The 17,994-nt window shown below is 69.0% G+C and carries 21 protein-coding genes; 8 read left to right on the top strand and 13 right to left on the bottom strand.

What is annotated here, in order from left to right; genetic code table 11:
• Nucleotides 1-64 precede the first annotated feature (64 nt).
• Genes BN948_RS12670 through BN948_RS12660 form a run of 3 tightly spaced genes read right to left on the bottom strand, consistent with a single transcriptional unit; the run spans nt 65 to nt 3,985 of the window.
• Nucleotides 65-2,650 carry a cbb3-type cytochrome c oxidase subunit I gene (locus BN948_RS12670; protein WP_009515322.1) on the bottom strand — a complete coding sequence of 862 codons (2,586 nt, stop codon included), beginning with the start codon at nt 2,648-2,650 and terminating at the stop codon, nt 65-67.
• Nucleotides 2,647-3,624, bottom strand: coding sequence for a cytochrome c oxidase subunit II (locus tag BN948_RS12665; protein WP_009515323.1), 978 nt, complete (start codon nt 3,622-3,624; stop codon nt 2,647-2,649). Before BN948_RS12665 ends, BN948_RS12670 begins: the two co-directional genes overlap by 4 nt.
• The gene (locus tag BN948_RS12660) at nt 3,587-3,985 is read right to left on the bottom strand and encodes a c-type cytochrome (RefSeq protein ID WP_009515324.1); all 399 of its coding nucleotides are present in this window, start codon (nt 3,983-3,985) and stop codon (nt 3,587-3,589) included. Before BN948_RS12660 ends, BN948_RS12665 begins: the two co-directional genes overlap by 38 nt.
• On the opposite strand from BN948_RS12660, the gene BN948_RS12655 reads away from it, so the two are divergent.
• A complete protein-coding gene (locus BN948_RS12655) occupies nt 3,984-4,640 on the top strand; it encodes a c-type cytochrome (protein WP_061285367.1) in 657 nt (218 codons plus the stop codon). The genes BN948_RS12660 and BN948_RS12655 overlap by 2 nt on opposite strands.
• Here BN948_RS12655 and BN948_RS12650 read toward each other — a convergent pair.
• Together BN948_RS12650 and BN948_RS12645 are read right to left on the bottom strand one after the other, a co-directional pair.
• Nucleotides 4,564-5,226 carry a cytochrome b gene (locus tag BN948_RS12650; RefSeq protein ID WP_009515326.1) on the bottom strand — a complete coding sequence of 221 codons (663 nt, stop codon included), beginning with the start codon at nt 5,224-5,226 and terminating at the stop codon, nt 4,564-4,566. The two genes, BN948_RS12655 and BN948_RS12650, sit on opposite strands and share 77 nt — an antisense overlap.
• Nucleotides 5,223-6,005, bottom strand: a complete 783-nt coding sequence (locus BN948_RS12645) for a cytochrome c oxidase assembly protein (RefSeq protein WP_009515327.1) — start codon at nt 6,003-6,005, stop codon at nt 5,223-5,225. The genes BN948_RS12650 and BN948_RS12645 overlap by 4 nt, the downstream gene beginning before the upstream one ends.
• A 140-nt stretch (nt 6,006-6,145) precedes the next feature.
• On the opposite strand from BN948_RS12645, the gene BN948_RS27030 reads away from it, so the two are divergent.
• Both BN948_RS27030 and BN948_RS12635 read left to right on the top strand, forming a co-directional pair.
• On the top strand, nt 6,146-6,517 hold the full coding sequence (locus BN948_RS27030) for a hypothetical protein (RefSeq protein ID WP_009515328.1): 372 nt from the start codon (nt 6,146-6,148) through the stop codon (nt 6,515-6,517).
• Complete coding sequence (locus BN948_RS12635; protein ID WP_009515329.1) at nt 6,514-7,815, top strand: PQQ-dependent sugar dehydrogenase; 1,302 nt, start codon at nt 6,514-6,516, stop codon at nt 7,813-7,815. Before BN948_RS27030 ends, BN948_RS12635 begins: the two co-directional genes overlap by 4 nt.
• A 16-nt stretch (nt 7,816-7,831) precedes the next feature.
• Here the strand turns inward: BN948_RS12635 and BN948_RS12630 are convergent, their stop codons facing one another.
• The 4 genes from BN948_RS12630 to BN948_RS12615 all read right to left on the bottom strand — a co-directional run bounded on the left by BN948_RS12630 (nt 7,832) and on the right by BN948_RS12615 (nt 10,703).
• On the bottom strand, nt 7,832-8,602 hold the full coding sequence (locus tag BN948_RS12630) for an SDR family oxidoreductase (protein WP_009515330.1): 771 nt from the start codon (nt 8,600-8,602) through the stop codon (nt 7,832-7,834).
• Nucleotides 8,603-8,754: 152 nt separating this feature from the next.
• Entirely contained in the window at nt 8,755-9,444 is a 690-nt protein-coding gene (locus tag BN948_RS12625; protein ID WP_009515331.1) for a hypothetical protein, read from the bottom strand.
• Nucleotides 9,445-9,463: 19 nt separating this feature from the next.
• The gene (locus BN948_RS12620; protein WP_081921946.1) at nt 9,464-10,195 is read right to left on the bottom strand and encodes a HupE/UreJ family protein; all 732 of its coding nucleotides are present in this window, start codon (nt 10,193-10,195) and stop codon (nt 9,464-9,466) included.
• A 97-nt stretch (nt 10,196-10,292) separates the two neighbouring features.
• Nucleotides 10,293-10,703, bottom strand: coding sequence for a hypothetical protein (locus BN948_RS12615; protein WP_009515333.1), 411 nt, complete (start codon nt 10,701-10,703; stop codon nt 10,293-10,295).
• 60 nt (nt 10,704-10,763) lie between these two features.
• On the opposite strand from BN948_RS12615, the gene BN948_RS12610 reads away from it, so the two are divergent.
• The 3 genes from BN948_RS12610 (at nt 10,764) to BN948_RS12600 (ending at nt 13,166) form a co-directional block, all read left to right on the top strand.
• A complete protein-coding gene (locus tag BN948_RS12610; protein ID WP_035621937.1) occupies nt 10,764-11,048 on the top strand; it encodes a metal-sensing transcriptional repressor in 285 nt (94 codons plus the stop codon).
• Nucleotides 11,049-11,051: 3 nt separating this feature from the next.
• Nucleotides 11,052-12,320: an MFS transporter gene (locus tag BN948_RS12605; protein WP_009515335.1), complete on the top strand. Its 1,269-nt coding sequence runs from the start codon at nt 11,052-11,054 to the stop codon at nt 12,318-12,320.
• 228 nt (nt 12,321-12,548) lie between these two features.
• Nucleotides 12,549-13,166, top strand: a complete 618-nt coding sequence (locus BN948_RS12600; protein ID WP_009515336.1) for a YdeI/OmpD-associated family protein — start codon at nt 12,549-12,551, stop codon at nt 13,164-13,166.
• Between the two features lie 53 nt (nt 13,167-13,219).
• Here BN948_RS12600 and BN948_RS27565 read toward each other — a convergent pair whose 3' ends face one another.
• Genes BN948_RS27565 through tsaE form a run of 3 tightly spaced genes read right to left on the bottom strand, consistent with a single transcriptional unit; the run spans nt 13,220 to nt 15,458 of the window.
• Complete coding sequence (locus BN948_RS27565) at nt 13,220-13,432, bottom strand: DUF167 domain-containing protein (protein WP_369692110.1); 213 nt, start codon at nt 13,430-13,432, stop codon at nt 13,220-13,222.
• 38 nt (nt 13,433-13,470) lie between these two features.
• Nucleotides 13,471-14,934: an N-acetylmuramoyl-L-alanine amidase gene (locus BN948_RS12595; RefSeq protein WP_009515337.1), complete on the bottom strand. Its 1,464-nt coding sequence runs from the start codon at nt 14,932-14,934 to the stop codon at nt 13,471-13,473.
• The gene (gene tsaE / locus BN948_RS12590; protein WP_009515338.1) at nt 14,931-15,458 is read right to left on the bottom strand and encodes a tRNA (adenosine(37)-N6)-threonylcarbamoyltransferase complex ATPase subunit type 1 TsaE; all 528 of its coding nucleotides are present in this window, start codon (nt 15,456-15,458) and stop codon (nt 14,931-14,933) included. The genes BN948_RS12595 and tsaE overlap by 4 nt, the downstream gene beginning before the upstream one ends.
• A 9-nt stretch (nt 15,459-15,467) precedes the next feature.
• Between tsaE and queG the strand changes: the two genes are divergently transcribed.
• Nucleotides 15,468-16,544: a tRNA epoxyqueuosine(34) reductase QueG gene (queG, locus tag BN948_RS12585; protein WP_050980561.1), complete on the top strand. Its 1,077-nt coding sequence runs from the start codon at nt 15,468-15,470 to the stop codon at nt 16,542-16,544.
• Nucleotides 16,545-16,551: 7 nt separating this feature from the next.
• On the opposite strand, the gene BN948_RS12580 is transcribed toward queG, so the two are convergent.
• The gene (locus BN948_RS12580) at nt 16,552-16,989 is read right to left on the bottom strand and encodes a MarR family winged helix-turn-helix transcriptional regulator (protein WP_009515340.1); all 438 of its coding nucleotides are present in this window, start codon (nt 16,987-16,989) and stop codon (nt 16,552-16,554) included.
• 72 nt (nt 16,990-17,061) lie between these two features.
• On the opposite strand from BN948_RS12580, the gene BN948_RS12575 reads away from it, so the two are divergent.
• On the top strand, nt 17,062-17,865 hold the full coding sequence (locus tag BN948_RS12575; protein ID WP_009515341.1) for a siderophore-interacting protein: 804 nt from the start codon (nt 17,062-17,064) through the stop codon (nt 17,863-17,865).
• The last annotated feature ends 129 nt before the right edge of the window (nt 17,866-17,994 follow it).

Genomic DNA, 17,994 nt, shown 5'->3' with positions numbered 1-17,994 from the left:
GCAGCTGCCACTGCGGCGCGGTGCTCTGTCCGATGCCGCGGCGCCCGCTCAAGGCCCCTTCACTTCACGGCAGAACACGCGGCAGCAGCAGGCCTGCCGTGCCCTCGATGGCAGCGTAGAGAAACAGGATGCGCAGCGCCTCCAGCGTCTTGTTGGCCGGGCCGGGGGCCAGCCCGCGCATCCAGCGCAGCGCGTAGTAGAAGGCCGACAGCACCACCGCCACGACGACGCTGCCGTGCCAGGCCAGCATCGCGTAGACCGACGCGCCCTGGCCGCTGGCATCACCGCGCAGGCCGGCCTGCCACCAGTCGCGCACGTCGATGACCAATGCGGCGCACAGGCACAGCGCGCTCAGCGCCATCGCCATGGCGCTGGCGCCGCTGCCGTGCTTCAGCCGCGCCATCAGCGGCCGCGCGGCGTACGCGCTGCCGGCGGCCACGCCCAGCAGCGCCAGCCCCGGCAGCAAGGTCTCGCGCGGCGCGGCGACGCGCCACCAGTCCGGGTGCGCGCCGTTCAGGTACAGGTAGCCGAACATCGCCATCAGGAAGATCATGCCCAGCGTGACGCACAGCAGAACGGCGCCCCACCAGCCGTGGGCCTGCGGGCCGGCCACGTAGGTGGGCAGCCGGATGCCACCGCCCGCATCCACGCTGGTCTGCTCCATGTGCCGGTCGTTGTTCCACACCCAGCGCATCAGGAACACGATGGACAGCACCGCGCAGGCGGCGCTCAAGCTCAGCGCCTTCACAGTCAGCAACAGAAAGGCGCCGGCCGTGAACACGGCGGCCAGCAGCGGCCACCAGGTGGGCCCCGGCATGATCTGCACGTACTGCGGCTCGGCGCGCGTGGGGCTGGTGATCAGCGTCTCGCGCTGGCCGGTGGCCGAACCGGGCAGGAAGTAGCGGCCGGCCTCGACGTCGGCGGCCAGTTGCGGATCGGCCCACAGCGGCTCCAGGTGGCTGACCACCGGGATGGAGCGCACGCCGTAGTTGCCGGCCGACAGCCATTCCAGCGTGCCGCCGTTGAAGACGTTGCACGCCTTGGCGCCGGCCGCGCCGCTGTGGCGCCCGTAGCAGCGCACTGCGTCCACGATGAACAGCAGAACGCCGGCCGCCATGATGAAGGCGCCGATGGTGGAGACGAGGTTGGGCAAGTCCCAGGCCCGACCGGGCAGATAGACGCCCACGCGCCGTGGCATGCCCATCAGGCCGGTGAGGTGCATGGGAAGGAAGCTCACGTGCACGCCGGTGAAGCACAGCCAGAACACCCAGCGGCCCATCCGCTCGGACAACTGCCGGCCGTTGATCATCGGCGTCCAGTAGTAGAAGCCGGCGAGCAGCGGGAACACCATGCCGCCCATGAGCACGTAGTGGAAGTGCGCGACGACGAAGTAGGTGTCGTGCGCCTGGCCATCGAAAGCGACCATGCCCACCATGACGCCGGTGAGCCCGCCCATCACGAAGATGAGGATGCCGCCGACCAGGAACAGCGAGGGCACGTTGCGCTGCACCCGGCCGGCCGACAGCGTGCAGATCCACGCGAACACCTGCGCGCCGGCCGGCACCGCCACCGCCATGGACGCCGCCGAGAAGTAGCCCGCCGACGCACCCGGCAAGCCCACCGTGAACATGTGGTGCGCCCACACGCCGAAGCTGATGAAGCCGGTGGCGATCATCGCCAGTACCACCAGCTCATGGCCCACGAGCTTGTGCTGCGCCACCGCGACGATCATGGTCGACACCATGGCCGAGGCGGGGATGAAGATGATGTAGACGTCCGGGTGGCCAAAGAACCAGAACAGGTGCTGGTACAGCAGCGGGTCGCCGCCGCGCGTGGCGTCGAACAGCGGCCAGTTGAAGGCGCGTTCCAGCTCCAGCAGGAAGGTCACCATGATCATGGCCGGGAAGGCCAGGATGATCATGACGCCGAAGATCAGGATGGCCCAGGCGTAGACGGGCATCTTCGCGAGTGACATGCCCGGCGCGCGCGTGCGCAGCACGCCGACGATGAGCTCGATGGCGCCGGCGATGGCGCTGATCTCGATGAAGCCGATGCCCAGCAGCCAGAAGTCGGCGTTGATGCCCTTGGAGTACACGCCCGCGCTGAGCGGCGGGTACATGAACCAGCCGTCCGACGGCGCCAGGCTGAAGAAGATGGAGCAGAAGAAGACGGTGCCGCCGATGGCATAGGCCCAGTACGAGTAGGCCGACAGCCGAGGGAAGGGCAGGTCGCGCGCGCCGATGATCTGCGGCAGCAGCAAGACGGCGACGGCTTCGACGGCCGGCACGGCGAACAGGAACATCATCACCGAGCCGTGCATGGTGAACAGCTGGTTGTAGGTTTCCTGTGGCACCACGTCGGCCATGGGTGCTGCCAGTTGCACGCGCATCACCAGCGCCAGGATGCCCGCCGCCACAAAGAAGGCGAACGCCGTGACGATGAACAGGAAGCCGACGAAGTTGTTGTTGACGGCACTGAACGCGCGCCAGCCGGTGGGCGTTTCCCACACCTTCTCCAGCGCCTCCAGTTCGCCGGAAGGGCGGCCGCCCTGCGTGGGGAAGCGCGCGTAGAGGCGGGTGTCGAAGCCGGTCTCGGAGGCCCTGACGTCGCGCACGGCGCCGTCCACGCCGGGGGTGGCGGCCTGCGTCATTTCCGGGCTTCCAGATACGAGGCCAGTGCGTTCAGCTCATCCGCCGTGAGCGAGCGGTAGGCCGGCATGCGGTTGTTGGGCTTGATCGACTGGCTGTCGGCGATCCAGCCGATCAGGGTGGCGCGCGTGTTGGGCAGGATGCCGGCGCCCAGCGAGCGGCGCGAGCCGATGTGCGTGAGGTCCGGCCCGGCGATGCCTTGCGCGTCGGTGCCGGCCACGCGGTGGCAGGCCGCGCAGCCCACTTCGTTGAACAGTTGCTGGCCGCGCAGCGCTTCCACACTCAGTTGGGTGGGCGGTGGCTTCAGGCGGTCGTCCATCCACCGCTGCCAGTCCGCCGGCGCGTGCGCGACGACGACGAAGCCCATCAGCGCGTGCGCGCCGCCGCAGAACTCGGCGCATTGCCCGCCGTAGCTGCCCGGCTCGTCGGCCTGCAGCTTCAGGCGGTTGGTGCGGCCCGGGATCATGTCCATCTTGCCGCCCAGCCGGGGCACCCAGAAGCTGTGGATGACGTCCTCCGACACCATCTCCACGACGACGGGCCGGCCCGCCGGGATGTGCAGTTCGTTGGCGTCCGCGTGGATCTCGCGGCCCGAGGCGTCGAGGTAGGACACGCGCCACCAGTACAGGTTGCCGGACACGCGCATGCGCAGCTCGTCGCCCTGGAGGGTGGTGAGGCCGCGCACCATCAGCAGCCCCCACACCAGCAGCACCAGCAGCACGCCGGCCGGGATGATGAGGCCGAACCACTTCACCACGCGCTCGCCGCCGAGCCTGGCGCGCAGTTCGGCGCTGCCGTACAGCGCCACCCACAGCGCCGCGCAGACGCCGATGAAGATCAGCGTGACGAGGCCGATCAGCACCCAGGACAGCGTGGTGACCGACTGGGAGAACGGGCCAGCCGGGTCGAGTACGGGCGGCGGCCAGCCGCGCAGCGCCTCAGCGAGGCTTGAGCTGGAGGAGGTAGGCGGTGACATCGCGGGCTTCCTGGTCGGTCATGGGAATGGCCGGCATGGCGGTGCCGGGCAAGTGGGCGGGGGCGTCGCGCACGAAACGCACCAGCACGCCGGGCTGGTTGGGCAGGCGCCCGGCAATCAGGCCCTGGCGGCCGAAGTTCTCCAGCGACGGCCCCAGGCCGCCGCGCGGCCATTGCACGTCGGGGAAGCTGTGGCATGCGACGCAGCCCTTGTCGGTGACGAGCTGGCGGCCACGCTTCACGTCGGCGTCGCTCAGCGTGGGCGTGCGGTCGGGCGGGCCGTCGCAGGCGGCCAGCAACACGGTGAACAGGCCGGTCAGGCCCAGGGCTGGCGCGCGCCTTGCCAAGAAGTCAGTTGCCATGCGCCACCTGCCTCTCTGCGTTTCTCGCCTGTTGCTGCTCACGCTCCTCACGACGCTGGCCGCCTGCACCGATCGCATGTCGCCCAGCGACGACCGCTGGGGCCGCGACGGCGAGCTGATCGCCATGAGCGGTGGCGAGGGCGGGGCGCGCTACGCCTGCGTCAGTTGCCACGGCGCGCGCGGGGAGGGCAACGGCTTCGACGCACCGCGCCTGGCGGGGCTGCCGGCCGGTTACCTGCAGAAGCAGATGGAGGACTACGCCAACGGCCTGCGCCCCCACGCGGTGATGCGCGACGTGGCGCGCTTCCTGGACAGCCACGAGCGCGTTCGGGTGGCGAACCACTACGCGGCGTTGCCGGTTCCGGTGGAGGAAGGCCTGGTGTCGGCGGCGTCCGTGCCATCTGCGCTGTACGTGCGCGCCTGCCAGCAATGCCATGGCGTGGACGCCGCCGGCACGCCGCTGGGCCCGCCGCTGGCCGGCCAGCCCGCGTTCTACCTGGCCCAGCAACTGCGGGACTGGCAGGTGTCGAAGCGGCGCAACGATGGCCATCATGAGATGTTGAAGGTGGCGCAAGCGCTCAGCGCGGCAGAGGTGGAGGACGTGAGCCTGCATCTGTCGCAGCGCCCACCACACCCGGCTCGTCCGGTCCGTTGAGGTCCAGCATCGACTGCAGCACGCGGTCGCGCTTCACGAGGTAGTGCAGTACCGCGGCGCCGGCGTGGCCCGGAATGGACAGCGCCGTGATCCAGACGATCCACACGTGCGCCCGGGCCGCGCCCTGCATCAGCGTGAACTGCAGCGCCTCGGACAACTGGTCGAACGGCAGCCTGGGAAACGGAATGACGCCGGCAATGGACAGCGGCAGGTCGCTGGGCAGCGTGGACCACATCACCCAGCCGCTGATGGGCAGCGCGAAGAAGCTGAAGTAGAACCACACCTGCAGCGCGTGGCTGGCGCGGCCGGCGAACGAGTCCTCGTCCACGTTGTCCGGCGTGCCGATCTGGCTGCGCCACAGAAAGCGCAGCGTGCCCAGCACCATGATGGTCAGCCCGATCTCGGTGTGCGTTTGATACCCCAGGTACTTGTCGCCGCCCACGGGCTGCCAGCTCAGGTACCAGCCGTGGCCGAGCTGGAAGATCACCAGCGCCGCCATCACCCAGTGGAAGGCCACGCCGATGGGCGTGTACATCCCGCGCCGGTGGTGGCCCTCGGCCCATTCGATGGCCTGGACGAGGTTCATGCGGTGTGCAGCCCACGTTCGGCCTGCAGCCAGCGCCAGCCGATGCCGATGGCCGCGGCCAGGTACGCCAGGCTGCCCGGCGCCCACATGAGCAGCCCGGCGAGCTGCTGGTCTTCCAGCGGCGACACGCCCCAGGCCAGGGTGGACGCGAGGTGCGGTTCGTACAGCGGCCGCCCGGCGAACAGGATCAGCGCGCCCAGCAGGCCCATCAACACCATCGTCACGAGGATGGCGCCGATCGCGGCGATGGGCGCCGCGCGGCGCGCCGCGAACCAGAACAGGGTGGCGCTGGCCAGCAGCGACAGTTGCATCAACGCATACACCCCGTGCGACGACAGCGCCGCGGCGTAGGGCGCGGGGGCGTGCCAGAGCCAGAACACCGCGGTGGCGATCGCCGTGCTCGTCCACAGGGGCATCCGCTGTGGCAGGCCGTGCGGTGCCAGGCCACGCGCCAGCCAAGGCGCCAGGCCATGCGCCAGGTCATGCGCCAGGTCATGCGCCAGCAAAGGCGCCACGGCCAGCACCAGCGCCATGTGGTGCACCACGCGCACCGTGAAGAAGGCCGAGCTGAGCGCGCACAGCGGCGACACATACAGCAGCACCGTCAGCCACCAGGCCCAGCGCAGAGAAGTGCGGGGCCGGGTGCTGGGCCACCACAGCGCGATGGCCAGCAGCGCCAGTGCCGCCAGCAGAACCGGGTCGAGGTTCCAGCGGCCCAGCCATGCGTCCGGGCCGGGCGCCTCGCCGCAATAGGGGATCCAGCGTTGCGTCGCGTCCATGCATTCCCATGGCACACGGCTTGCCCGCTTCGTGCCCTGCGTACCGCCGGTACGGAGGCCGGGTTTTGCTGCAAGTTTTACATCCTGTGCAAACCGCCGTGATGCCCTGGCGCCGGGCACCACGATTGCCATCGCCCCGCATGCACGCCGTCATCTCCACCTCTGCCTTGCCGCTGTTCCTCGGGGCGCTCCTCAGCGACTGGGCCTACAGCCGCAGCTTCCAGACCCAGTGGATCAACTTCTCGTCCTGGCTCATCGCCGGCGCCCTGGTGCTCACCGGCCTGGCGCTGCTGGGGGCCCTGGTGGGCGGGCCGCGACGACGCGGTGGCTGGGTCCATTTGCTGCTCTTGCTGGCCACCTTCGTGCTGGGCTTCATCAACGCGCTGGTGCATGCGCGCGACGCCGCGGCCACCATGCCCACCGGCCTGGTCTTGTCGGCCCTGGTGCTGGTGCTGGCCGCCGTGGCGGCAGGCATGGGGCTGGCGGGCTGGCGCCGGAGGGCCATTGCGTGAAGGCCGCTCTGCTCATCACCGGGGGCGCCGTGGTCGCGCTGATGACCGCGCCGGGCTTGGTTGCGCAAACCACGCCCGGCCCTGGCCAGCATGGCGCCAACCCCGAACTGCCCGCGCCCCAGCGTGGCCTGCTGCCTGACATGGGCATCGCCGAGCCCGCGGGCTGGGGCGCCCGCCTGCCCACCGTGCCGACCGGCTGGACCATCAAGGCCATCGCCACCGACCTGAAGATCCCGCGCCAGACGCTGGTGCTGCCCAATGGCGACATCCTCGTCGCCGAAGGCCGGGGCGGTGGTGCGCCCAAGCTCACGCCCAAGGACTTCATCGCCGGCTTCCTCAAGGCCCGGGGCAACACGGCCGTCAAGGGCGGCAACCGGCTCACGCTGCTGCGAGACGCCGACGGCGACGGCACCTACGAAGGCCGCTGGGTCTACGCCGAGAACCTCGACGCCCCCTACGGCCTGGCCTTCGCGGGCGGCAAGATCTATGTGGCCAACCAGGACGCGCTGGTGCGCTTCGATTACACCGACGGCCAGACCCAGGCCGCTGCCGCGCCCACCACCGTCGCGCCGCTGCCCTCGGCCGTGAACCACCACTGGACCAAGGCGCTCACCGTCGACGCCGAAGGCCGTTTCCTCTACGTGGGCATCGGCTCCAACAGCAACATCGGCGAGCGCGGCATGGCCGTCGAAGAAAACCGCGCACTCGTGTGGCAGGTGGACGCCACCACCGGCGCCGTGCGGCCCTTCGCCACCGGCCTGCGCAACCCCACGGCACTGGCCTTCGAGCCCGGCACGCGGCAGTTGTGGACCGTGGTCAACGAGCGCGACGAACTGGGCCCGGACCTGGTGCCGGACTACCTGACCTCCGTGCGCGAAGGCGCGTTCTACGGCTGGCCCTATGCCTATTGGGGCCCGAACGTGGACCCGCGCATCCAGCCCGGCGACGACGAGAAAGTGCAGTCCACCGTGAAGCCGGACTACGCGCTGCAGTCGCATTCCGCGCCGCTGGGCCTGGCGTTCTCGCAGGCCAGCCTGCCGGCGCCATTTGCCGAGGGCGCCTTCATCGGCCTGCACGGCAGCTGGAACCGCAAGCAGCCGGTGGGCTACAAGGTCATCTTCGTGCCGTTCTCGGGCGGCAAGCCCAACGGCGCGCCGGTGGACTTCGTCGCCGGCTTCCAGGCGGACGGAAAAACGATGGGGCGGCCCGTGGGCGTGACGCTCGATCCCAAGGGCGCGGTCATCGTCGCGGACGACCTCTCGAACACGGTGTGGCGGGTGACGCCGACGGCGCAGTAGCCGACGGCGCGCCGCCTCAGGTTCTGTTGATGGACACGCCGCCGTCCACGAGAAATGCGGTGCCCGTGACGAAGCTCGATGCGCTGGATGCCAGGAACAGGAAGGCCTGCGCAATCTCGCGCGGTGTTGCCATGCGCTTGAGTGCGTGCAAGCCCTCCACGAAAGCCAGAACCTGCGGGGTGGCCCCTGGGGCATTGGTGATGCTGGCCGGCGTGTCGGTGCCGCCAGGCAACAGGGCGTTGGCCCGGATGCCCTTGCTTCCCAACTCGGCCGCCAGTGCCTTCACAAGGCCGATCTGCCCCGCTTTGCTGGCGGCATAGGCCGACATCTCGGGCATGCCCACGGAGTGCCCCACGAACGACGAGGTAAAGATCAACGACCCGCCACCTCGCTCGATCATCGCGGGCACCTGGTGCTTGGCGCCCAGGAATGCGCTGGTGAGGTTGGTGTCCATCACCTCACGCCACTCATCCAGCCCCATGGCAGACACCTTGCGCGAGGTACCCAGCGTGCCCGCGTTGTTCACAGCGATGTCAAGGCCTCCAAAGTCCGTGACGGCCATGTCGACCAGCCGTTGCGCGAGCGCTTCATCGCAGATGTCTCCTGCCACGGATCTCGCGTGCCCGCCTGCGCGTTCGATTTCATCGACCAGCGCATCAAGCTCCGTGGCGCGACGCGCGGACACGACAACGCGCGCACCCTCGTGGGCAAACAAAAGGGCCGTTGCACGCCCAATGCCGGAACTGGCGCCCGTGACGATGGCGACCTTGTTCAGCAGACTCTTCATGACTTGCATTCCAGTGGTTGAAAGAGGCTGCAGTCTGATCCCCGGTTGGCCCGATGTCTCGCTGTTTCCGGACTCCGGATTGCGACCCCGGCAGACACTTGACCCGGCCCGGACCGCGTCAAGGGCCTTGGCGAGGCCCCAGGCCGTCTGCGCTACTTGGCCCGCTTGAGCTGGCTGTAGTCGCCCCGCGTGCGCAGGACGAGCGTGACGTCCTCCTTGCCCCGGTTGCGCCAGAACCAGCCGTGGTTGCCGGTGAACGCGGCCACCAGCTCGCCCTCGTCCGCCGCGACACCCCGGCCTTTGACATAGCTGATCGAGCGAGCACCGCCGTCGCCGTGGGTGTCGTAGTTGACCACTCCGCCCTCTACCGCCCAGGCGAAGTAAGCCTTCTCGCCTTCCTTCATGACCAGCTTGATCTCTGTGCCTTCGCCGGGCTTGAGCACCAGGCTCAGCTCGTCGCGCCAGGCGCTCGGGGCCGAGGCGCTGGCGGCGGGCGCAGGGGTCGGCAGGGGCTGCGCGGCTGCTGCGGGCGTCGGCGTGCTTGCGGTCTCTGCATGGCCGTGTGCCTGTCCGCTGGCGTGCTGCTGCGCGTGGTCGTCCTCGCGCTGTTGTGCCGCGGCGGCCGCTTCCTCCGCGGCCTCGCGGGCCAGTGCGGTCTTGATCTCGCCCATCTCGGTGAGTCCGAGCAAGCGACCGACACCGGTCCAGTCCTTGCCGTATTCGGCGGGAAAGACGACCGTGACCAGCAGAACCGCCGCCACGATGGCGGCAGTCACGGTGGAGCGCAGCAACTGCCGGGAGGATGGCAGCTCGGCAGTGGTGGGAATGGGGTTGTTGTACATGGTGTTCGGGGAATGGGTGTCAGGCGTGGAAGACGACGTAGCCCGCCAGTTGCATGCCCACCAGCACGAAGCCGGCGCACATCATCGCGACGTTGGCGGTGTAGGCGTGGCGAGCGAAGCCGGCGGTGCGCCGCCAGTAGCTCATGCCGATCAGGATGAGCGCCAGCGCCAGCAGCTGGCCCAGTTCCACGCCCACGTTGAACGCGAGCAGGTTGGGCACGAGGCCGTCCCGGGAGATCTCGTAGTCGAGGATCTTGGTGGCCAGGCCGAAGCCGTGGAACAGGCCGAACACCAGCGTGGCCACCCGGGTGTCGGGCTGCACGCCGAACCAGCGCCGCAAGGCGCCCAGGTTGTCCAGTGCCTTGTAGACCACCGAGAAGCCAATGATCGCGTCGATCAGGAAGGCATTGATCCCGACGTTGAAGTACACGCCGAGGATCATGGTGGTGGAGTGGCCGATGGCGAACAGGCTCACGTAGAGACCGATGTCCTTCAAACGGTACAGGAAGAAGATGACGCCGAACAGGAACAGGATGTGGTCATAGCCGGTCATCATGTGCTTGGCGCCCAGGTAGATGAAGGGCAGCAGCTTGACGCCGGAGATTTCCTGTATGTAGCCCTTGTCACCCTGGGTGACGCCGTGGGCCAGCGCATCGCTGGCGCCCATGAGCGCGAGGGCGACCACCGCAATGGGTAGCCAGAGAGCCACAGGCCAGCGCAATGCCCGTTGGACAAGCGCCGACCTCGGCATGAAAAAGCCGGTCATGAAAACCCCTGAATGAGACAACGGATGGCCGCCTGCCGCGGGCGGATTCAAACGCGGGCAGGCGATGTGGGAGGCGACAGCATCAGGCGGGCTTTGGCGGGCGTTCCAGGCGGTGCACCAGCAAGCGATCCGACCAGGCCACGGCGCGCCGCGTCCAGTCGGGCGTGTCTGTGCCCGACCACTTGGGCAAGCCCGGCAAGGCGTGGGCCTTGTCGTGCGTGTGGTCGGAGCCGAGGTGCGTGTGCGCCGTCTCGTCGCCGTTGGCCAACCCGCCGTTGTCGTGGGAACGGCCGTGATCGTGCTCGTGGTCGTGGTCGCTATCGCGCGCCATGTCGGCGGCCCCGAGCGCATCGAGCACTGCCAGCGCATGGGTGTTCATGACGCCCAGTGAGGAGATCAAGGTGCCGACCAGCATGGCCATCATCACCCACACGCGCACGGCCCGGCCCAGACGGGTGGGGCACACAGACCGGTTGGGAGACCGTGGGTTCATGGGGGCGGGATGTTGATCACGAGCGACATCTTAACCTGGGGGGGAGGATATAGTCAGCGCATGTCACACCCCCACCGACACGAAACCCACCCGGCGCTGATCAAACGGTTGCGCCGTGCGCACGGCCACCTCCAAAGCGTGATCGACATGATCGAACACGGTCGCGACTGTCTGGACATCGCCCAGCAGCTGCAGGCTGTCGAGAAGGCGATCTCGCAGGCCAAGAAGACGCTGGTGCAGGACCACATCGACCACTGCCTGGAGCACGCGATTTCCGGTGCCAGAGGCTCGGCTGCGTCCGCGGCGACGCTGGACGAGTTCAAGCAGATCACCCGCTACCTCTGAGCCATGCTGAGCGTCCTGCGCCATCGCACCTACCGGCACCTCTTCGGGGCGCAGGCCATTGCGTTGATCGGTACGGGCCTGGCCACGGTGGCGCTCAGCCTGCTCGCTTTCGAGCTGGCGGGCCAGGACGCCGGCCTGGTGCTGGGCACCGCGCTGGCCATCAAGATGGTGGCGTATGTGGGCATCGCACCGATCGCCACCGCCATGGCGCAGCGCCTGCCGCGCCGCCGGGTGCTCGTCTCACTCGATTTGCTGCGGGCGGCGGTGGCATTGAGCCTGCCTTTCGTGACCCAGATCTGGCAGATCTACGCGCTCATCTTTCTGTTGCAGGCGGCGTCGGCCGCCTTCACCCCGACCTTCCAGGCCACGATCCCGGACGTATTGCCGGACGAGCAGGAATACACCAAGGCACTCTCCCTGTCGCGCCTGGCCTATGACCTGGAGAGCCTGCTGAGCCCCATGTTGGCGGCGGCATTGCTGGGCGTGATGTCCTTTCACGCCTTGTTCGGGGGCACGGTGCTGGGGTTTCTGGCATCCGCGCTGCTGGTGGTCTCGGTGACCTTGCCCGGCCCGGAGCCGGTCGAGCGGCGCAGCTTGCACGAGCGCACGACGCGCGGCCTGCGCATCTACCTGGCGACACCCCGCCTTCGTGGGCTGCTGGCCATCAGCTTCGGTGTCGCGGCCGCCGGCGCCATGGTCTTCGTCAACACCGTGGTGCTGGTTCAGGCGCAGTGGGGCTTGCCGCAGAACGCGCTGGCGCTGGCCTTGGCCAGCTTTGGCGCGGGGTCCATGGTCGCCGCGCTGGGCCTGCCTCGATTGCTGGAGCGCTGGCCAGACAGGCCGGTCATGCTGGGTGGCATTGCCATGCTCTGCGGCTTGATGGCGACGGGCATGTGGCTCACGAGCTATCCGCCGTTGCTGCTGCTCTGGTTCCTGGTCGGGGCCGCGTATGCGACCGCGCAGACACCCTCGGGCCGGCTCTTGCGTCGATCCGCGCACCCCACTGACCGGCCAGCATTGTTCGCGGCGCAGTTTGCGCTCTCGCACGCGTGCTGGCTCTTGTTCTATCCCCTGGCAGGCTGGGCCGGTGCCCATTGGGGCATGCGCACCACCTTCGCGGTGCTGGCCTCCGCGGTCCTGCTGGCGCTGTGCGTGGCCTGGAGGGTGTGGCCCGCCGACGATCCCGAGGTGATCGAACACGATCATGACGATGGCACCCACCACGCTCACGCCTTCCGGATCGACGATCAACACCCGCACTGGCCGAGTTGATCGCGCACGCGTCGGCCGTGCCCGACATGCGCGCCCGCGCCGGCGACCAGATCCAGGCCCTTCAGGCCTTGCTGGGCACGCGGTTCGATGGAACCCGCTCGATCCCAAGGGCGCGGTCATCGTCGCGGACGAGCTCTCAGGCCGGGTTTTGCAAGCCGCGACGATGCGTCATGGCTCCCGCCCTCACGCAGCGCGCCACGCTGCTTTTCTTGCCGCACACTCCATGCGATGCCTGCCGCCACGCCTTTCATCCCACCCGACTCCTCTGCGATCCTGTTCAAGTCCGCCAAGGCTTTCGAGACCTGGCTGAAGAAGCATCACGCCACCTCCGACGGCATTTGGCTCAAGCTCGCCAAGCGGGGTGCCAATGAACCCAGCGTCACTTACGCAGAGGCGGTGGAAATTGCGCTCTGCTGGGGATGGATCGACGGCCAGAAGCAGGGCCTCGACGAACAGCACTTTCTGCAGCGCTTCACGCCTCGGCGCGCGCGCAGCAAGTGGTCGAAGATCAACGTCGACAAGGCCGCGGCGCTCATCGAGGCGGGCCGCATGCAGGCGCCGGGCTACGCGCAGATCGACGCCGCCAAGACCGATGGACGCTGGGCGCAGGCTTATGACGGAGCGCGCACGTCCAAGGTGCCCGACGACCTGTTGGCTGCGCTGCAAGCCGAGCCGAAGGCCCAGGCCTTCTTTGCAACGATCAACGCGGCCAATCGCTACGCAGTGCTGTGGCGCATACAGACGGCTGTGAAGGCGCAGACGCGCGCCAAGCGCATTGCGCAACTGGTGGAGATGCTGGCACGCGGCGAGACCATCCACAACGTCAAGCCCCGTGCCAGGACCTGACCGCGAAGCTCAGGGGTGGTCTTCGGGGCCGCAATGAAGGCCTCTGCATTTCCTCAGCCCCCCTCAATCACCAAGCGCTTCCTTCGCCCCGACGCTCCGGTCTTGATTCCCACCCCCGCCTTGGCGCATCCGAAGCGTTTGGCGACAAGCCCGATCAATTCCTCATTCGCCTTCCCATCCACCGGTGGTGATTTCAAGCGGGCTGTCCACGTCCCATCCCCGTTCTCCACCAACTCGCTCACCCGCGCGTTGGGTTTCACCAGCACCTCGATGATCCGGGTCGCCACGGTGGAAGAAACGGCACTCAGATCGGCCGGTTGCGCGCCAGCGGCGGGTTGGCCTCGAAGTACTTCACGATGCCGCGCATCAGCGCGTCGGCCAGATCGTCCTGGTACTTCGGGTCGCGCAGGCGGCGTTCTTCGTCGGGGTTGCTGATGAAGGCGGTTTCCACCAGCACGCTGGGGATGTCGGGCGCGCGCAGCACGGCGAAGTTGGCGTGCTCCACGCGGGGCTTGTGCAGCTTGCCCAGGCGGCCCACTTCGCCCAGCAGGTTGGTGGCGATCTTGCGGCTGTCGTTGATCTGGGCGGTGGTGCTCATGTCGAGCAGGGCGCGCTGGATGGTGGCGTTCTGCGCGCGCACATTGAGGCCGCCCACCAGGTCGGCCTTGTTTTCCTTGTCGGCTATCCAGCGCGCCGCGGCGGAGCTGGCGCCGCGCGTGCTGAGGGCGTAGACGCTGGCGCCCTGGGGCCGGGCGTTGTAGAAGGCATCGGCGTGGATGCTGATGAAGAGGTCGGCGCGCACGCGCTGGGCCTTGGCCACGCGGGTTTGCAGGGGCACGAAGAAGTCGGCGTCGCGTGTCATGAAGGCGCGCATGGGGTTGCCTTTGACGGTGGTGGCGTTGATGCGGTCGCGCAGCTTGCGCGCGATCTGCAGCACCACCTGCTTTTCTTGTGTGCCCTTGGGTCCGATGGCGCCAGGGTCTTCGCCGCCGTGCCCGGGGTCAAGCGCGACGACGATGAGGCGTTCGGTGGGCTTGGACTTGCCGACGGCGCCACCGCCACCGGGGCGCTGTTTGCTGGGGCCGGGCGGCAGCGGGGCCTTGGCCACGGCCGAGGGTTCGTTCGGCGGGGCGGAGGGTGTGTCGGCCGGTGTTTCGGGGGGTGGTGCGGTGCCGCGCTGGCTGCGTTCAATGAGGTCGCCCAGCGGGTCGTGCGGCTGGGTGCGGGCCAGGCCTTCGGTCTCCAGGCCCAGCAGGCGCGCGGCGCGTTCGCTGGCGGCGGCGTCGGCCTGGGTGCGCTGGGCCACCATCTGCAGCAGCGGGTCGGGCGGGGCGGCGGGGTACAGGTCGAACACCAGGCGGTGCTGGTAGGCGGCCACGGGCTGCAGGTTGAAGATCTGCGGCTTGATGTCGTGCTTGAGGTCGATGACGAGGCGCACGACGTTGGGCGCGTTCTGCGCGACGCGCAGGCCGGCGATGTTGGGGTCGTCGGACTTGAGCTGGCCCACCAGTTCGCGCAGGCCGGGCAGCAGGTCCACGCCTTCGATGTCCACCGCCAGGCGCGGCGGGTCCTTCACCATGAAGGAGTTGGTCTTGAGCAGCGCGTCGCTTTCGATGGTGACGCGGGTGTAGTCCTCGGCAGGCCACATGCGCACGGCCACCACGCTGGCGCCACGCGCGATGTGGGCCTTGCCGAGCAGCAGCACCAGCGTGCCGGCCTGCAGCAGCGTGCGGCGGGGGAGGGTGGAGCGGTCGTCCGGTCCGGTCATGCGATGCAGGCCAGCAAGTGTCGGCCGGCGGGGGTTCTTGCCTCGGCGCGCACCAGGCGCGCGTCGTCGTGCTCGGGGTCGGTGTTCATCGGGTCGGGGTCGATGTGCAGGTCCAGGTCGATGGGGGGCAGAAATCCCGCGGCGCGTTCGGGCCACTCGACCAGCTTGAGGCCCGCGCTGGCGAACAGTTCCCGAAACCCTGCCTCTTCCCACTCGCGCGGGTCGCTGAAGCGGTAGAAGTCGAAGTGCCAGATGGACAGGGGCTCGCCCTCGGGCATCACGGGGCAGTCGATGGCTGTGTGCGGCTCCACCACGGCGTAGGTGGGGCTCTTGATGCGCCCGCTGACGCCGAGCGCGCGCAGCAGGTGGCGCACGAAGGTGGTCTTGCCGGCGCCGAGGTCGCCATGCAGGGCAATGGTGGCGTGGGCGACGGCGGGGCACAGGGCCAGTCGCTGGGCGAAGGCCTGCGTGTCGGCTTCGTGGGCCCAGCGGCCCTGCCAGGTGGCGGGGGCCGTTGCTACCATCGGCGCCCCATGAAGGCTGTGTTGGATGCTGCTCAATTCGTCTCGCAGTTGCGTGCTTGGGGACGACAGTTGGGATTCTCCCAAATCGGGGTGGCCGGGGTGGATCTGCGGGCCGCTGAACCGGGATTGATGGCCTGGTTGTCGGCTGGATGCCACGGTGACATGGCCTATATGGCCGCGCACGGCCTCAAACGCGCGCGTCCCGCCGAGCTGGTGCCGGGCACGCTGAGCGTGATCACCGCGCGCATGGACTACCTGCCGCGCGACACACCGGCCGATTGGGTGGACCAGGAATGGGCCCGCCTGCAGCGGCCTGGCGAGGCGATCGTCTCGGTCTACGCGCGGGGGCGGGACTACCACAAGGTGCTGCGCGCGCGCCTGCAGCAGCTGTCCGATCGCATCGCCGAGGCCATCGGCCCCTTCGGCCACCGGGTGTTCACCGATTCGGCCCCGGTGCTGGAGGTGGAACTGGCCTCGCGCAGCGGCATCGGCTGGCGCGGCAAGCACACGCTGACGCTGCACCGCGAGGCGGGCTCGATGTTCTTCCTCGGCGAGATCTACGTGGACCTGGCGCTGCCGCCCTCGGCGCCCGTTTCCGACCACTGCGGCAGTTGCAGCGCCTGCATCGACGTGTGCCCCACGCAGGCCATCACCGGCCCGCAGCGCGTGGACGCACGGCGTTGCATCAGTTACCTCACCATCGAACACGCGGGGCCCATCCCCGTGGAGCTGCGCCCGGCGATGGCCAACCGCATCTACGGTTGTGACGATTGCCAGCTGGTGTGCCCCTGGAACAAGTTCGCGCAGCGCGCCACCTTGCCCGACTTCGATGCGCGCCAGGGCATGAGCGGCGCCACGCTGGTCGAGCTCTTCGCGTGGAGCGAAGTGGAGTTCTTGCGCCGCACCGAGGGCAGCGCGATCCGCCGCATCGGGCATGAGCGCTGGCTGCGCAACCTGGCGGTGGGCCTGGGCAATGCGCTGCGGGCGACGGGGGACGGGGCGGTGCGGCAGGCGCTGCAAGCCCGCGCCGACGACCCGAGCGAACTGGTGCGCGAGCACGTGGCCTGGGCGCTGGCGCAGGGCTGAGCGCGGCTCATCCACCGGGCAGGTTGCCCTCCAGGCGGTCCAGCAGGGCGAGCAGGGTGGCGCGTTCCTGCGCGCTGAGGCCGGCGGTCAGGGTCTTCTCGAAGCGCGCGCGGTGCTGTTGCAGGCGGCGGTGCAGGGCCAGGCCGGCGGGCGTGGGGCTCACGCGCAGCACGCGGCCGTCGGCCGGGTCGGGCCGGCTCAGCAGCAGGCCGCGCTCGTGCAGGCTCTTCACCAGGCGGGCGATCTGCGCTTTGTCGCGCCCGGCGTGCTGCACCAGGTCGCTCTGCGTGTGGCCGTCGTGGTGGGCGAAGTAGTTCAGGCAGCGGGCCTCCATGGGGCCCAGGCCGTCGGCGTCGTCGCGCAGGGCCTGTTGCAGGTGGCGGCGCAGGCCGTGCATGACGGCGTGCAGCCGGTCCATCACCTCGGTGTTCGTGGGGCGGGGCATGATGTCCACATGGTTGATGTGGTCAACCAGTTTGGGGAATGATGGTTGTTATTGTCAACCAAAATCAAGACCATGAACAGTGACACTTCTTCCCATCTGAGCGTGGAGCGCGTGCGCCACGCCCTCAAGCGGCGCCGCGTGCGGGTGCAGGGCATCCAGCGCCTGGGCGCCAACTTCCTGCGCCTGCGCTTCGCGGGCGACGATCTGCGCGATTTCATCAGCGCGTCCTTCGACGATCACCTCAAGCTCATGCTGCCCGCGCGCGCCGGGGCGCCGCTGGTGCTGCCCGAGACGGGTGCCGACGGCCTGGTGTGGCCCGAGGGCGCCGAGCGCCCGGTGATGCGCGACTACACCCCGCGCGCCTACGACACCGCCGACGGCTGGCTCGACATCGAGTTCCTGCTGCACGGCGAGGGCGCGGCCAGCGAATGGGCGGCGCGCGCGCAGGTGGGCGACGAGGTGGGCATCGGCGGGCCGCGCGGCTCCTTCGTGGTGCCCACGGGCTTTGCCTGGCACCTGCTGGTGGGCGACGAAACCGCCTTGCCCGCCATCGCGCGGCGGCTGGAGGAACTGCCCGAGGGCGTGCGCGCCATCGTGGTGGCCGAGACGGCGGACGAGGCCGACCGCCGCGCCTTCACGGGCCGCGCGTCGGTGGATGTTCGCTGGGTGAAGGCCGGGACCACCGACGCGCTGGCGCGTGAAGTGGCCGCGCTCACGCTGCCCGCCGGCGAAGGCTTCGCCTGGGCGGCCGGCGAGGCCGCCAGCATCGCCGCCGTGCGCCAGGCCCTGGTGGGCGGGCACGGCCTGGACAAATCACGCGTGCGCGCCTCGGCCTACTGGAAGCGCGGCAGCACGGGCCACCACGAGACGCTGTAAGGCTCAGCTTGCGGCGTAGCGCAGGCGCAGTTCCCGCTTGAGCAGTTTTCCGGGTTTTGTCGCGTTGACGGTCAAGCAACTTGCTCGTCTATGCTGAGCACTTTGACTGAAAAGGTTTGAACGAGATGC

The organism is Hydrogenophaga intermedia (assembly GCF_000723405.1).
In the GTDB taxonomy this organism is placed as follows: Bacteria; Pseudomonadota; Gammaproteobacteria; order Burkholderiales; family Burkholderiaceae_C; genus Hydrogenophaga; species Hydrogenophaga intermedia.
The sequence above is the reverse complement of the archived record's forward strand: the minus strand, read 5'-3'. Positions and strand labels throughout refer to the sequence as shown.

What these genes read in the sequence shown, in the direction of transcription:
- BN948_RS12605 (WP_009515335.1), top strand. Translation starts at nt 11,052, where the DNA reads ATGCTGAGCGTCCTGCGCCATCGCACCTACCGGCACCTCTTCGGGGCG.
- BN948_RS12625 (WP_009515331.1), bottom strand. Translation starts at nt 9,444, where the DNA reads ATGTACAACAACCCCATTCCCACCACTGCCGAGCTGCCATCCTCCCGG.
- BN948_RS12610 (WP_035621937.1), top strand. Translation starts at nt 10,764, where the DNA reads ATGTCACACCCCCACCGACACGAAACCCACCCGGCGCTGATCAAACGG.
- BN948_RS12660 (WP_009515324.1), bottom strand. Translation starts at nt 3,985, where the DNA reads ATGGCAACTGACTTCTTGGCAAGGCGCGCGCCAGCCCTGGGCCTGACC.
- BN948_RS12655 (WP_061285367.1), top strand. Translation starts at nt 3,984, where the DNA reads ATGCGCCACCTGCCTCTCTGCGTTTCTCGCCTGTTGCTGCTCACGCTC.
- BN948_RS12600 (WP_009515336.1), top strand. Translation starts at nt 12,549, where the DNA reads ATGCCTGCCGCCACGCCTTTCATCCCACCCGACTCCTCTGCGATCCTG.
- BN948_RS12645 (WP_009515327.1), bottom strand. Translation starts at nt 6,005, where the DNA reads ATGGACGCGACGCAACGCTGGATCCCCTATTGCGGCGAGGCGCCCGGC.
- BN948_RS12575 (WP_009515341.1), top strand. Translation starts at nt 17,062, where the DNA reads ATGAACAGTGACACTTCTTCCCATCTGAGCGTGGAGCGCGTGCGCCAC.
- BN948_RS12665 (WP_009515323.1), bottom strand. Translation starts at nt 3,624, where the DNA reads ATGTCACCGCCTACCTCCTCCAGCTCAAGCCTCGCTGAGGCGCTGCGC.
- BN948_RS12580 (WP_009515340.1), bottom strand. Translation starts at nt 16,989, where the DNA reads ATGCCCCGCCCCACGAACACCGAGGTGATGGACCGGCTGCACGCCGTC.
- tsaE (WP_009515338.1), bottom strand. Translation starts at nt 15,458, where the DNA reads ATGGTAGCAACGGCCCCCGCCACCTGGCAGGGCCGCTGGGCCCACGAA.
- queG (WP_050980561.1), top strand. Translation starts at nt 15,468, where the DNA reads ATGAAGGCTGTGTTGGATGCTGCTCAATTCGTCTCGCAGTTGCGTGCT.
- BN948_RS27030 (WP_009515328.1), top strand. Translation starts at nt 6,146, where the DNA reads ATGCACGCCGTCATCTCCACCTCTGCCTTGCCGCTGTTCCTCGGGGCG.
- BN948_RS12630 (WP_009515330.1), bottom strand. Translation starts at nt 8,602, where the DNA reads ATGAAGAGTCTGCTGAACAAGGTCGCCATCGTCACGGGCGCCAGTTCC.
- BN948_RS12650 (WP_009515326.1), bottom strand. Translation starts at nt 5,226, where the DNA reads ATGAACCTCGTCCAGGCCATCGAATGGGCCGAGGGCCACCACCGGCGC.
- BN948_RS12670 (WP_009515322.1), bottom strand. Translation starts at nt 2,650, where the DNA reads ATGACGCAGGCCGCCACCCCCGGCGTGGACGGCGCCGTGCGCGACGTC.
- BN948_RS12620 (WP_081921946.1), bottom strand. Translation starts at nt 10,195, where the DNA reads ATGCCGAGGTCGGCGCTTGTCCAACGGGCATTGCGCTGGCCTGTGGCT.
- BN948_RS12615 (WP_009515333.1), bottom strand. Translation starts at nt 10,703, where the DNA reads ATGAACCCACGGTCTCCCAACCGGTCTGTGTGCCCCACCCGTCTGGGC.
- BN948_RS12595 (WP_009515337.1), bottom strand. Translation starts at nt 14,934, where the DNA reads ATGACCGGACCGGACGACCGCTCCACCCTCCCCCGCCGCACGCTGCTG.